The organism is Phascolarctobacterium sp., assembly GCF_030531065.1.
In the GTDB taxonomy this organism is placed as follows: domain Bacteria; phylum Bacillota; class Negativicutes; order Acidaminococcales; family Acidaminococcaceae; genus Phascolarctobacterium_A.
Genome location: NZ_JAUNOQ010000005.1, coordinates 165,547 through 178,576 on the forward strand (window position 1 = coordinate 165,547; position 13,030 = coordinate 178,576).

Here is a 13,030-nt window from a genome sequence, read left to right on the forward strand (position 1 = left end):
ATTATACTCCTTCATCCTCAAATTTAAACGCTAATTTCTTTACGTCCACAGCCTGCCCCGCCACGCAGTAATACACATGGTCGGCGGCCTGCGCCACTCTTTGGTTTACCCAACCGGCCAAATCGCGGTACTCGCGGGCCATCTGGTTATCCGGCACGATGCCGCCGCCCACCTCGTTGGTGACAAAAACGACGATCTTGCCGCAGCGCCGCGCCGCTTCCAGCACCTTGTCGATCTCGCGGAAAACGTAATCGCAGCGCTCTAAAAATTCGCCCTCCGGCGCGTTCTTGCCGTAAAATAAATTGGACATATAAATCGTCAGGCAGTCGAATAAAACAGCCTGCGTATCGCCGCCCAGCTTAGCAAAGACATCTTCGGCGTGATACGGCGCTTCGTGGTTTACCCAACGCCCGTCGTTGCGCCGCTCCCGGTGCAGACGCACACGCTCGGCCATTTCCTCGTCCAGAATCTCGGCGGTAGCTATGTAATCGCATTTGGGAGAAAAATGCAGCACATAGCTTTCGGCAAATTCGCTTTTGCCGCTGCGGGCGCCGCCCGTAACCATAATCAATTTTCCAGCCATTGTAGCCTCCCTTCATAAAGAAAAGCCTCCCACTGCTGGCGGGAGGCTCCAAAATACACTTATCCTCTATTAAATTGCGCACGCAAGCCAGCCTATCTCCCGTAGGCCCACGGCTTCGCAACAGGCAGGTCTCCTGGCTTAGCTTCATCGCCCACAGCGCCTTCCCAACTTGCGTCAGTGACATAATTGCCTGGGCTCCGCTTACAGTAGCGGGACTGCTCCGGATTCGCACCGGTATTCCCTTTTCAGCAGCGGCCGCAGCCGCCGCACCTGTCAAAAATTTTCCAAGTATGTATATTCTACGCCTTCGGGAAAATTCCTGCTAAGGGGGCAGGAAAAATCGCAAAGGGCTGTTTATATTTTTAACATATCACTATAACTTACTAATTTAATCCTAGCATCCGCCTTTGCAAACTGCTGGCAAGCAGCAGTAAAGCCGGACTTGGAGAAAATATAATAATAACACTCACTGAACCAGGATAATAGCTTACGCCGTTCCAATAACGTTTCCAGCACATCTTTATCTGTTTGCTCATTACGCCATTTACATTCGCAGATGATTGCTTTATCGTTACCGGCAGCAACAATATCAATTTCTTCCTGGCGTTTTAATTTAGGATTATTCCCCCACCAGCGTCCAAGATTTTGGAACTGTACAGGCAGGTTAATATAATTTTCCAGCAAATAGTCTGCGCAAATACTTTCAAAAACCTTCCCCATATATTCGTTAACGTGCGGTTGAATATTTGCCCAAGCTGCTTCCGGCATATTGCGCTGAATAAGTATATTGTTATCAGGTATGAATTTATACCAAAAGCGGAACATGCCATCCTTAATGCTATAAATGCTTTTACGGCTTTTTCCTGCTGTACCGGCAGGTATTTCTTTTTCGATAATACTAAGCTCTGCAAGCTTGTCTACATAATTTGTTGCAGTAGAATTTTCAATACCAACTTTAGAGGCAATTTCAGAAATTCTGGAACTTCCTGTCGCAATAGCTCTGATAATAGCATTATACATAGCCGGTTCTCTTAGTTCTTGGTTCAACAGATTAAACGGTTCTTCATACATATAGCCGCTAGGTGTAAGAAAAGTATTGATGATATTGTCCTTAAGACTCAGACTATCGGTGATAAACGACATATACAGCGGTATGCCGCCAGTTATACCATAAACAACCGCTAAATCCTCACTGCTAAAATTTTTATAATAAGCAGCGGCTTCATAAAAGGTAAAAGGCTTAATGTGAAGTTGGGCCGTCCTGCGTCCATATAACGGGCTTTGATAGCCAAGAACCTGCTTTTCCATAAACGACATGGAAGAACCACAAAGAATAATAAAAAGGTTGGCATTGTTCTTGAACCTGGTATCTATCAGCTCCTGTAAAAGTGAAGATATAGGGCGATAAGAACGTGCAAGATAAGGATATTCGTCAATTACAAGAATAATTTTTCTGTTTTGGGCAAGCTCGCCTATTTCAATTAACGCGCTGCGAAAATCCTTATATAGAGGGGCATTATCCGTATTAGCATTATCTAAAGCAGTAATACTTTTGCTAAAATTTTCAAGATTATCCTTAGCGGTACTTTCAATGGCTGTAAAATAAATAACGTCCTTATCTTTGATAAACTCATTAATAAGAGTAGTTTTACCGACACGCCTGCGGCCATAAATAATAATACACTGAAATTTATCCTGTCTATATAGTGTATTTAATTGCTGTAATTCGGCTTTACGTCCTACGAACATAAAATCACCTCATTAAGTTAATTGTAATTAAGTTAATTATAATACACTACATTCAATAAAGCAAGTAATAATACTATCGGCAGCTATATTCCGGCTGCCCCTTCGGTTTTTTTATAACCAAGCCATAGCTTTGTAATCGCCTTTGGGAAAATGCAGCACATATGCTTATCTCAACACGTACCTCGTCCCCTTCCCCCTGCCTTCAATTTTTACAACGCCCTTTTCGTTCATAGCTTTTAATAACTGCGTTGTCTTCGATTTGCCAAATTCAACACAAGGCGTAATTTCACTGATTGATTTTAATACTGTCTTACTTAAAATTGCATATATTTTTTGTTCGTCTTTCGTCAAATCCAAGTTTTTCTCAAAAAGCGGAAGTACTATCTTAATTGTATTCTCCGATACTTCAAATTCAGGTTGCTTTAACCCTTCTTCATAAAGCTGCTTTATCCGGAGGATACCTGTACCAAATATTTCAACATATCCTAACCTATAGAATACATTGGCAAGGGTTCTGTTTCTAAGCACTGAAAGTTTTCCGGACAAATACTCGTCTTCTGTTATTCCGGACGGCAGCCCTCCCGGGGAAATAATTTCCACTCTATCGTCATACATCAACACCCTTATTTGCGAATCTACATCCCACGCCCTATGAATCAGAGCGTTTGCAACAGCTTCCCTAAACGCCGCCTCCGGTATTCTTTCAACCTTTTTCCTGTCGGCGCCTTTTATTTCCTCATACCGGTAATAATCCTTAAATACCTCCAACGCTTTGTCGTTTGCCGCCAAAACAGATATATGGTCGAATGTAGCCCGCTTTTGGATAATACTGATGCTCTCGCCAAACTTCACTATATCAATTCCCGGAAAACGGTTTTCATCGGACAAAATCCCGGCCGCATTATTATACCCGCCAGAAGCGTTATACAAATTCAATGTTTTCAAAGTATCCTGATTAAAGTTCTCTATCCGGATATGCTCTTTTAATTTGCGGCACAAAATATCAAATTTCAAATTCTGATCTTCGCACGGCAATTCTTCAAAACTGATATTTTTCCCTTCTAAAATCAACCTTGACAGCTCCAGCCTATCAACCTCTATAGTTGCGGTATCATTCCGTTTATATGCTTTTGATTTATATAAATACGGCTTCTGAATACCGCCTTTTACGGTCAGTTTTATCGTCCTGCCATTGTTCTGCAATTCCAAAATATAATCAGGCTGCGGCGTGATGCTGTCATTAATCTTGTTTTCAATATCAAGGCGCGCCTGCTTTCCATCCGGCAATCCTATAATATTACCGTTATCATCAATGCCAAAAATAATTTCCCCGCCGTCATAATTGGAAAAAGCGCTTACCGTTTTCAAAAAAGTATTCGTAACCTGTTCCTTAAACTCCATCGTCCGCGTTTCCCGCATATATCGCACCTTCTTTCTGATTTCATCAAGCATATTATAAGCAAAAGCAAGCAAAAAAGCAATCGTATTTTTTTACGATTGCTTTTTCAGCCATTTTCGGTTATAAACGCATCTGGCTTCCCTTTTGGTTTATTATAACCAAGCCATAGCTTTGTAATCGCCTTTGGGAAAAATGCAGCACATAACGTTCCGCAAATTCACAAAAATCAACAAACTAGCATCAACTTTTGCATGCAAAGTATTGTATTTTTCGTGCATATAAGATACAATATACTTACAAAGCAAGAAAGGAGTTGAGCATATGGCTAATTCTGCTACTACAAATATCAGTATTCGTATGGACGCCGACCTAAAAGCTAAGGCTGACGCTTTATTCAGCGAATTCGGTATGAGCTTATCCACGGCATTTAATATTTTTGTCCGCCAGTCCCTCCGCGAAGGTAAAATTCCCTTTGACATTTCTTTAAACAAGCCCAACAAAGAAACTATCGCGGCAATGCTTGAAGGCGAAAAGATTGCCAAAGATCCATCTGTGAAAGGTTATACTGATCTAGACGAATTGTTTGCCGACCTAAAAGCATGAGCAAAGTAAAATATATTGTCAAAACCACTAACCAGTTTAAAAAGGACTATAAATTAGCGCTAAAGCGTGGCTTAAAGGTTTCCATTTTAGAACGCATAATCACAACGCTTGCTATGGGCGAAACCTTGCCAGAAAAACATAAGGATCATGCTCTGTCCGGCGACTGGAACGGTTATAGGGAATGCCATATTCTTCCCGACTGGCTTTTAATTTACCGCATTGAAGACAATGTGCTTGTTCTTACCTTAGCCCGTAACGGAACTCATAGCGATTTGTTTGGCTAATAAATGCCGCTGTATAGGAAACTTTCTATACGGCGGTTTTTTCTATTTTTTACAAATCTTGGTGAGTGACCAAAAAATCAGCCCTCGTCTTACGACGAGAGCCTCTTCGTTCGGGACTTCTTTTTTGTGACATAATTGTCTGGATCCCACTTACAGTAAGTGGGACTGCTCCGGATTAGCACTAGTATTTCCTTTTTGTTACACAGCAGACATAAAATTTTTTATAAATATTTCCCAATTAAAGATGCCAACTCCGAATCGAATTCCTTCATGCGGCTATCTTGATTAAAAAAGTGCAACCCCCATATTTTATAATCGTTGTCATCAACAAATATTTTCGTAGGCACAGCTCCTGTCTTTAATTGGAGCAGAAACTTCTCTTTCCAAGCATCCTTCTCGATAAGCTGCGTACCTTTCGGCTCAATAAATATCTGGAGTTGTTCAAATCCATCTTCTTTATCTCTTTGCAGGAAAAGCACATAATCAGGCTCAAACCGCTCGCCATTCTCAAACGAATAAATGTGAAATTCGCGTTCATTTCTAACAAGGTAAATTCTGTTATAAATTTTTCGCAAATCAGCCACATATCCACGGAAGTAAGCTACAAATGCTTTTTCTTCTGATGTTCCATAGTTATCAGTATAGACAAACCAGTCCTCTACCGAAAGATCAATTTTCCAATCCCTCTTTACAGACGGATCGTTCTGCGATATACCGATTCCACCATCATGAGGCTCAGTATAATTGACGGTTTTGTTACGAAATACATCTCTGATATTTCTTGCTCTGAATGCTTTTGTGCCTCTGTATGTTTCTTCGATGCCAGAAACAGATGCCGCTATCTTGCCAAGCACATAGAAAACAGCGGCATAAAGCGTCTCCATAGTCGGATGTTCATCCTTACTCTGAATATCAATACGAACAGCGCCGAGATACTCGTCATCTGTTATGAACTGCCGTGTAGATTCGAGATTTGGAAAATAGGAGCGCAGTGTGTTAAATTTAAAGATTGGATATTTCGCCAAAGCTTTATTGACAATAGCATAATTGATAGCAGCTATCTCCTTAATACGCATATGAGCTGTTTTTAAATTAACAGCAAGATCCACCCCTTGCGAATTTTCCACCATAACAGAATCAAAACCGGCTGCTCCCGTAGCGGCATGGAAACGATAGATGTCATCTCGGACGGCTGGCGACAAACCACGCACATCCTTCCTATCCTTTACTTCCCTATCATTTAAGAAAATCAAACCTTTTAGGTATATATCAGTAGCTTTAAAATCTTCTTTCAAGACATATTCCCGCTGTACAATTTTATCGGTATCCAGTCCGATTTCGCGCAATGCATTACGCAATTCTGTAACATAACGATGATCGTTCTGGCAATGATAATAAAGCGTCTCGCAAACGCGCATTTCACTGGTTACATCCTCGTCATATTTCCTCTGAAATTTCGGTTGTTCATCGTCAATTTGAAACGGACAGTACCTTGCTCCGCGTCCGATTAACTGCGCTTCCGCAATCGTAGCAGGAGCTATTTTCTTACCGCCGGACTGCCTTGTTTCATATAATCGCACAATATCAAAGAGATTGAGGACGTCCCAGCCTTCATCTAGTTTTTTGACCTCGAAAATAGCCCTGTAAGGATTATCTTCATCTTCAAGTGAATTCAAAAGGATCTGTTTCTGCTCGGCGTCCTTATCGTCATTGACAGAAACGCAATGTCCCTCGGAAAAATCGTCGCGGAGTTCCGCGGCAAGCGTATCCAAAGAAATGCTGTTTTTGGCAAAATAAGCAAAGGCTTTATACATAACGCCGTCAGTAGCAACAGTAGAAAGATTACGTAATTGCGCCCCCGTCAGCTGTTTAACCGTTTCAATGAACGCCGTCATAAAGTCCTTGCTGTCGGCAATCTTTGCCGCTTTAAAAAGCACGACAGGCTTGATTGCAAGACGATGGTCTTGAAACACCTTCAAACGGTACTGGCTGAGGACAAGCGCCTGCAAAGCCCTCTCCATAATGCTAAGTTCGGAGCGTAAAGTAATAATATCCTTAGAATACTTGTCGTTATAAAATTTAGCCAAGGCATAATCGAATATAATCTTATTTTCATATGCCGCGCGAATCGCCTGATTAGCAAAGTCGCAAGTAGCAGTAAACTCCAGCAAGAGGTTATCGGTATTTTGCTCGAATATCCTCTTAACAGTATTCTCCCAAGAACGGTAAATGGATTCCTCGCTATCGGTTCTTTTCCTTTTGGTATCTACATTCAGATGGTGCGCTTCGTCGGAAATCAGCACGACTTTCCGCTCTGCAAAATCGTCAAAGGACATGCCGTTTTCCTTGACCATAAACATATCCGTGTGCAGTCCCTGCGTGGTAGCAAAGCAAATATTGATAGCGTTTTGGTCTGCATATTGGAAGTTATCTACCTGATTAATACGTATGCGTTCTCCGTCCAGAACAATTTCATCCGCAAAAAGATACTTTGTAGAAACCGGATTGCAGAAATTTTCCCGCGTCTTTTCGACAATGTTTGAGAGATTGACAAAAAACAAGAAATTCCGATAACCCTGCTTATAGAGATACAGTATCAAGCCCGCCATAATCAACGTCTTACCGCTGCCTGTCGCCATATGAAAAAGTACCTGCGTAGGCTTTGGACGATTGTTGCTCTCAAAATACGTTATGAAATTTTCAAACGCCCGCTTCTGATATGGACGCAATTCAAAATTGGGATTCAAATTATCCGGAATATAGGACGGGAGAGCCGCACTGTTACCATATTCACGCAAAGCGTCTATTTTTTCATATAAGAATGCCATCGATTATCTCTCCCTATAAAAGCTTCTCGTGAACGCCTTATCCGAATCAGATACGCCGAACTCCTCATCGTCAATATCGCAGTAATTCACATACAGGAGGTTCTTATCTAAAATCTCCATAAGGAACCGTTTCTTATCCGTCAGCGAAAGCGCAGCATAATCATCAGCTGCCTCATCAATTTTTGCCGGATCCACCTTGCAGCTGATAAAGCCGGACTTGAGCATTCTTCCGTAGATATCGGACAATGTATCATCGTCGGTTGCAGCTTCTATTTCTTCCACAAATTTTTGGTTCAGCTTTGCTAATTGGAAAAAAGTAATCGTAGATTCAGGAGCTATCTCATTAAGAACCTTCAAGTTACGAACAAGTGTATCAGACTCTACATAATCCATCTGTTCAACTAAAATAAAGCGACGATGACCTCCATCCTGCTTATTAATTTCCATCACAGCATGACCTGTTGTCCCACTACCGCCAAAAAAATCAAGTATGAGGGCATCTTTATCTTCCTTTACCACTGAACCCACACATTCAACGACCGTATATAATGATTTCGGATAAGAGAACACGGTGTTCGGAATTAAATTCTTCAACAACTGAGTGCCATTGACACTTGCATCAAATTTGGAATCAATCCATACTGTTTTATATGTTCCAAAATTTTTACCAAGCTCAATGTCATATCCAATTTTTGTCTTTTTCACCCTCAACATGTCAAATATAGATTCTACTGTCTGTCGTGCATATCTCCATTTCCTTTCTACGCCTTTTGTGTCTATAGGATAGACATAATATTCATCTCCGCGCTGTTCCGTTTGTGATATCGGATGAAATGAATCATCCGACACATCTCCAAATTCTATTATCTTTTCGTCCTTAACAATAACAGGATAGAAGCAATTCTTTGCATCCGTTCTCAATGATTCACCTCCCCAATTTCTCAAAGGTGACCATTCAATTTCACTCTCAGAAAGTTTCCGACTGCAAATTACCTTTTTGCCTTTTGGCGTTACAAAAATAGCATATTCATGTGTGTAGGAAAAATTATTTCCTATTGTACCACGAGGATTATGAATAACCGTAATACAATCAACCTCATATTCTGGAAAAATCTCCTCTATTAAAATCTGCAATCTAGGCTGTTCATTTTTATCAATCGCTACAATCAAAACCCCTTTTGCCGTTAAGAACCTTTTTGCCATTTGTAACCGTGTTTTCATGAATGTCAGCCATGTTGATCGATTAAATGAATTATTATAAGCAAAAGTGTTAGCATTACTTGTAGGATTATAAGGAGGGTCGATATAAACACATTTCACCTTTCCTTCGTAACGCTTTAGTAAGGAAGAAATAACCAGTAGATTATTTCCCTTAACAATCAGGTTATCCGATTCCGAAAACTGAGTTATATCTTCAAATCCATCCTTTGTATATCTCTTTGCACCAGAAAATACTTTAGGATACAAAAGTCTATCCACCTCATCTGGCGCGAGAGTCTCATTATAAAAAATCTCCTGCCGTTTCTGATCATCTTTCGTCTGCCCGCCTTCCAATACGCAATCCTTATACGGGAAAACAAGCTCCACTTTACCGGAAGTAGAAATTAAATCGCCGTTCTCATCGGCAAGCCCAATCTTATTTTTAAAACGTGTATAGCTGTCTGGCAAAAATTGACGGTTATTAATAACCCACGCAAAGCCAATTTTATCAAAAACCTTTACGCCGTCCACTTCTACAAAAAAGCGGGAGCGCGTCTCCTTGTTCGCAAGAAGCAGTCGAATAAGCCCCGCATCCATCTTCATTGCCGCTTCATATACCGCATTGCGCAAAAAGGTTCCATCCTCTGACACAAACCTATCGTCTGCTTTCAGTACTGTCAATACAGTCTCATAAAAATTGGCCATCTTATTCTACTCCTCCATCTACATCGTCTGTTTACCCATTATACTAACATTTTACCACGCCTGTACCCCCCCGCAAGACTTATACTATTATTATTTTCCCTCCAGTTTCTTCAATGCCCTTCGCACCCGGCATACCTCGCTAAAGAAGTCGTCCAGCTCCACATCCAGCCTGCTCAAAAGCAGGCACAAATTTCTGAAATTCACATCCCGCGCGCCCCTTTCCATCCTGCACAACGTCGTCTTGTGCAAGCCGCAGCAGGCGGCGAAGTCCTGCTGCTTAAAGCCCCGCGCTGCGCGCGCTTCCGCCAAAACCTCCCCCATAACCTGCAGCAGCTGCCGGTAATCATCCTCCGCGCATTCCTCCCGTTCCCGCGACTGCCGCAGCAGCTTTAGCAGCTGGGCGCGTTCCCGCGTTTCCCGGCGTCCTTTTTCTTGCATCCGCGCCACCTCCTTGCTTAAAAGCATAAGGTAAAAGCGCCGCCCGCCTACGTAAATTGCCAAATACGGCAATAAATAGATTTTTAAGAATTTTCTGCGCTATAATAAGACCGTCGAGCGCCGACGTAGTACAGTACGGAATTCCGTCATAACCAAGGCCATACAGCGCGACGCCTCCTGCGCGCGCTCCCTTTGGCCTTTAAGGAATGAATTTATATTAAACATGCACCTGTAAACAAAAACGGGTTGACGCGCTATACGCCAACCCAACTAAAAAATTTGCTCCGCGCCGCGCAAAATTACGACGCGCAGGCAATAAACGCCCTGTGCCAGGTCTTTGAGCCGCTGATTGTCAAAGAAGCGCGCCGCAGCTATATAACGGCAGTTTTAGGCGAGGATGCGGTAAATATCGCGTGGCAAATCTTCCTGGAATTTATCCACGGCTACAAGGGCAATAATTACCGCCTGCTGCCGGGGCTTATCCAAAAGCGTTTGCATTACATGCTTTTGCAAAAAATCGTCAGAAATACGTCGGTAACTGCCAGCGTATCGCTGGACGACGAAAGCGGCACGCTGGCGGCTGCTTATCCCTGCGGCGGCAGCGACCATATCGGCAAATCGGAAAACAAGCACTTGCTGGCGCAAGCCTTGGCACAGCTAACGCCTAAGCAGCGGCAGGTAGTTAAGGCTACCTTTATCCACGGCTATACGCTGCAGGAATACAGTGCCATGCAGGGCGTAAGCTTTAAAACGGCGTACCTGCACCAACAACGCGCGTTGAAGAAGCTTAGGGAAAGTCTGGGAATTTTGTCATAAAAATAACGCTCCGGCGCACTGATGTCTTTGCAGTACGCCGGAGCGTTAATGTTATACGCTTAATCTACTATTCAATTACAGTTAAACCGTTGGCCTGCGCCAAGGCATAAACTTCTTCTTCTCTAAGGCGGGAATATTTTACGATTTTCGCTAGCGGTTCTTTATCCTTGAGCATATCAAAAGCGGTACTCTGGCGTTCTTTCGTTTGGGCTTCAATCATGCCTTCTTCCCTGCCATCCATACGAGCGTCATGCAATTTCATTTCCAATAGCATATACTGCCTCCTTATTTCGCTGTTGCGCTTCACCCGCGTTACCTCATCGGCAATTTCCTGAGTGAAAGCGTCTCTTACGATTTTATCGTTTACATATTCTAAAAAGTTTTTGGCTCTGGGCGAAATATTTCCCTTTGTACCTAATGAATTGATAATAGTCACCGTCGCCCCGTTGTTTAATTCCAAATCAAGATTTTCTAAGCATCTGTTTTTAAAGGTATAAACGTAACGTCCTTCGTTAAACAAGTCAAAAGCACAGATAAAAATGATGTAGGTTGGATTTAATTTATCAAAATCCTGCCCCTTGCTCAATAAATCCATATCCAGTGACGATTGATAGTAGCGCGTTCTTTTGGGCAAAAGCGGCTCGCCGGTATACTTGCTTTTGCGGTTTTCTACCTGCATTTCCAGATTATAATGAGTATTGTTTTCATCGGCTACGATAACATCCAGGCGAATACCGCGGCTGTCGGCGCTGTTTTCAATAGTTTCTTCCGTATGGTGATAGGTAAGCTTAACGATTTTAATATTGAGAAGCTCTTCAATCAAGCGCTTACAGATACGCTCATTCTTCATCACATGCTGAAACAAAAAGTTATTTTGAATCGTTAAATCCTCAAATTTAGTTGCCATGTTGTTCCTCCTTAATTATATCATATCGGTGCTTACTTTGCTTATACAATTTTTTAGTCCATTCTACATCATCCAAACTAACCACCCCCTTAGCAAAAATAAAAAAGCAGTACCGCCGACTACAGTTTAACTTATAGTCAGCTCGGTACTGCTGAATTTCGTTTAATTTTTACGAAGTTCTCGCGGCGCGCTTGGGAAAGACACCGTTTACTCCCCTGATGAAGTTGTCAAAATATTTATTGAGTCTATTATAGCAAAATTTTATTTTATTGGCAAGAGCCTTTGTTTTCAGAAAACGCTCTTTGCGCTAAAAATCACAGCGCAATATTTTATAAAACAGTGCCCACAAATAGGGATTTCAGCTTCAAGCCTGTGTCCAGTTTTTGGGGACGTACTCTATTACACATTCTATTTTCACTGTTAAGGAGTATATGTATATTATAAATAACTATATACTAAAGCATATCATCTTTACTCAAGGACGAATTTACTAGCGTAAATTCCATTGGAATTAAGCATAGCAAGAAGAAATAAGAAGAGAAAAACCAACAAAAAGAGAAGAAAAAGAAGAATCTACTTATACAATTACATTTTCGGGGCTTTTATTTACCCATCGCCGGCAATATTTTCAAAAAAAATTTTTTAAAATATTTTTGCGTGCATGGGTAAATAAACGGCCCTTTTTTGTAATTGTATAAGTGAGGGGGTAAACAAAGCGCCGCTCCTCCTCCCCCAACGCGCACACCGGTTAAACGCAAGTAAGGCTATAGGCGCACAGAAAGGACTAAACAAGATGCTTGTCAGCAATCCGCCGAAAATTACTCACCAAGAGCTGTTAGCTTTGGCCTTAGAAGCCAAAGGCAGTATCAAGCACATTTATTTGCACTGGACCGCAGGCCGCTACGGTCAATTTTTTGACGATTATCACCTCAATGTGGACGCGGACGGCCAGGTTTACCGCACCTGCGGCGCCCTGACGGAACGCAAAGCCCACACCTGGAAGCGCAATACCGGCGCTATTGGTGTCACGCTCTGCTGCGCGTTAGGCGCAACCTACGGCCAAAAGCCTAATTTCGGCGCTATGCCGCCGACGCAGGCGCAGGCGCGCTCCCTGGCCTGGATAATCGCCATTCTTTGCGCGGCGCTGGGGCTGCCCATCGCTTACGCAACCGTCGCCACCCACGGCGAAATTGCCATAGCAGACGGCTACGGCCCCGGCAGCGGCGACCCGGACCTGCGCTGGGATTTGCTGTGGCTGCCGGATTGGGAAACGGGCGACGGCCTGCACCAGGGCGGAAATTTTTTGCGGACGCTGGCACGTCAGTTTAGCCAAAGATTGCAGCCGCCCGCCGCGTCAAACGCTCAAAGCCCAACTTCGGGCTCAGTGCTGCAACTTCCGCTCCTAACGGAATAACGTAGCTCCTACGGCAGTACGCGCCGCGCAGACCGGAACGCACGCCGAATGCGCAAGCAAGCTTTGTTTGCACAGTCTATGGTAGTACTACGCGACTTACTTCG

The 13,030-nt window shown here is 42.8% G+C and carries 11 protein-coding genes and 1 riboswitch; of the genes, 4 read left to right on the forward strand and 7 right to left on the reverse strand.

Going from position 1 to position 13,030, the window contains the following annotated elements; genetic code table 11:
• Nucleotide 1: 1 nt before the first annotated feature.
• From cobU to Q4E64_RS05170, 3 genes are all read right to left on the reverse strand, one after another.
• Complete coding sequence (cobU, locus tag Q4E64_RS05160; protein WP_303166681.1) at nucleotides 2-583, reverse strand: bifunctional adenosylcobinamide kinase/adenosylcobinamide-phosphate guanylyltransferase; 582 nt, start codon at nucleotides 581-583, stop codon at nucleotides 2-4.
• Between the two features lie 105 nt (nucleotides 584-688).
• A riboswitch (cobalamin riboswitch) is annotated at nucleotides 689-872 on the reverse strand.
• Nucleotides 873-937: 65 nt separating this feature from the next.
• The gene (locus Q4E64_RS05165; RefSeq protein WP_303166682.1) at nucleotides 938-2,332 is read right to left on the reverse strand and encodes an ATP-binding protein; all 1,395 of its coding nucleotides are present in this window, start codon (nucleotides 2,330-2,332) and stop codon (nucleotides 938-940) included.
• 165 nt (nucleotides 2,333-2,497) lie between these two features.
• Nucleotides 2,498-3,751 (reverse strand): ATP-binding protein, encoded by a 1,254-nt coding sequence (locus Q4E64_RS05170; RefSeq protein WP_368501518.1) that lies wholly within the window; start codon nucleotides 3,749-3,751, stop codon nucleotides 2,498-2,500.
• A gap of 301 nt (nucleotides 3,752-4,052) precedes the next feature.
• Here Q4E64_RS05170 and Q4E64_RS05175 point away from each other — a divergent pair, with 301 nt between their 5' ends.
• Together Q4E64_RS05175 and Q4E64_RS05180 are read left to right on the forward strand one after the other, a co-directional pair.
• Entirely contained in the window at nucleotides 4,053-4,334 is a 282-nt protein-coding gene (locus tag Q4E64_RS05175; RefSeq protein WP_303166684.1) for a type II toxin-antitoxin system RelB/DinJ family antitoxin, read from the forward strand.
• The gene (locus Q4E64_RS05180) at nucleotides 4,331-4,618 is read left to right on the forward strand and encodes a type II toxin-antitoxin system YafQ family toxin (protein WP_303166685.1); all 288 of its coding nucleotides are present in this window, start codon (nucleotides 4,331-4,333) and stop codon (nucleotides 4,616-4,618) included. Before Q4E64_RS05175 ends, Q4E64_RS05180 begins: the two co-directional genes overlap by 4 nt.
• A gap of 221 nt (nucleotides 4,619-4,839) precedes the next feature.
• Here the strand turns inward: Q4E64_RS05180 and Q4E64_RS05185 are convergent, their stop codons facing one another.
• From Q4E64_RS05185 to Q4E64_RS05195, 3 genes are all read right to left on the reverse strand, one after another.
• Nucleotides 4,840-7,446, reverse strand: coding sequence for a DEAD/DEAH box helicase family protein (locus Q4E64_RS05185; protein ID WP_303166686.1), 2,607 nt, complete (start codon nucleotides 7,444-7,446; stop codon nucleotides 4,840-4,842).
• Nucleotides 7,447-7,449: 3 nt separating this feature from the next.
• Complete coding sequence (locus Q4E64_RS05190; RefSeq protein WP_303166687.1) at nucleotides 7,450-9,351, reverse strand: site-specific DNA-methyltransferase; 1,902 nt, start codon at nucleotides 9,349-9,351, stop codon at nucleotides 7,450-7,452.
• Nucleotides 9,352-9,441: 90 nt separating this feature from the next.
• Entirely contained in the window at nucleotides 9,442-9,789 is a 348-nt protein-coding gene (locus tag Q4E64_RS05195; protein WP_303166689.1) for a helix-turn-helix domain-containing protein, read from the reverse strand.
• 246 nt (nucleotides 9,790-10,035) lie between these two features.
• Here Q4E64_RS05195 and Q4E64_RS05200 point away from each other — a divergent pair, with 246 nt between their 5' ends.
• Nucleotides 10,036-10,605, forward strand: coding sequence for an RNA polymerase sigma factor (locus Q4E64_RS05200; protein ID WP_303166690.1), 570 nt, complete (start codon nucleotides 10,036-10,038; stop codon nucleotides 10,603-10,605).
• Between the two features lie 67 nt (nucleotides 10,606-10,672).
• On the opposite strand, the gene Q4E64_RS05205 is transcribed toward Q4E64_RS05200, so the two are convergent.
• Entirely contained in the window at nucleotides 10,673-11,512 is an 840-nt protein-coding gene (locus Q4E64_RS05205; protein WP_303166691.1) for an Rpn family recombination-promoting nuclease/putative transposase, read from the reverse strand.
• A gap of 793 nt (nucleotides 11,513-12,305) precedes the next feature.
• Between Q4E64_RS05205 and Q4E64_RS05210 the strand changes: the two genes are divergently transcribed.
• Nucleotides 12,306-12,926: a peptidoglycan recognition family protein gene (locus Q4E64_RS05210; RefSeq protein ID WP_303166692.1), complete on the forward strand. Its 621-nt coding sequence runs from the start codon at nucleotides 12,306-12,308 to the stop codon at nucleotides 12,924-12,926.
• Nucleotides 12,927-13,030: the final 104 nt, after the last annotated feature.

Coding starts and splice junctions, on each gene's coding strand:
- cobU (WP_303166681.1), bottom strand. CDS start 583: ATGGCTGGAAAATTGATTATGGTTACGGGCGGCGCCCGCAGCGGCAAA.
- Q4E64_RS05165 (WP_303166682.1), bottom strand. CDS start 2,332: ATGTTCGTAGGACGTAAAGCCGAATTACAGCAATTAAATACACTATAT.
- Q4E64_RS05170 (WP_368501518.1), bottom strand. CDS start 3,751: ATGCGGGAAACGCGGACGATGGAGTTTAAGGAACAGGTTACGAATACT.
- Q4E64_RS05175 (WP_303166684.1), top strand. CDS start 4,053: ATGGCTAATTCTGCTACTACAAATATCAGTATTCGTATGGACGCCGAC.
- Q4E64_RS05180 (WP_303166685.1), top strand. CDS start 4,331: ATGAGCAAAGTAAAATATATTGTCAAAACCACTAACCAGTTTAAAAAG.
- Q4E64_RS05185 (WP_303166686.1), bottom strand. CDS start 7,446: ATGGCATTCTTATATGAAAAAATAGACGCTTTGCGTGAATATGGTAAC.
- Q4E64_RS05190 (WP_303166687.1), bottom strand. CDS start 9,351: ATGGCCAATTTTTATGAGACTGTATTGACAGTACTGAAAGCAGACGAT.
- Q4E64_RS05195 (WP_303166689.1), bottom strand. CDS start 9,789: ATGCAAGAAAAAGGACGCCGGGAAACGCGGGAACGCGCCCAGCTGCTA.
- Q4E64_RS05205 (WP_303166691.1), bottom strand. CDS start 11,512: ATGGCAACTAAATTTGAGGATTTAACGATTCAAAATAACTTTTTGTTT.
- Q4E64_RS05210 (WP_303166692.1), top strand. CDS start 12,306: ATGCTTGTCAGCAATCCGCCGAAAATTACTCACCAAGAGCTGTTAGCT.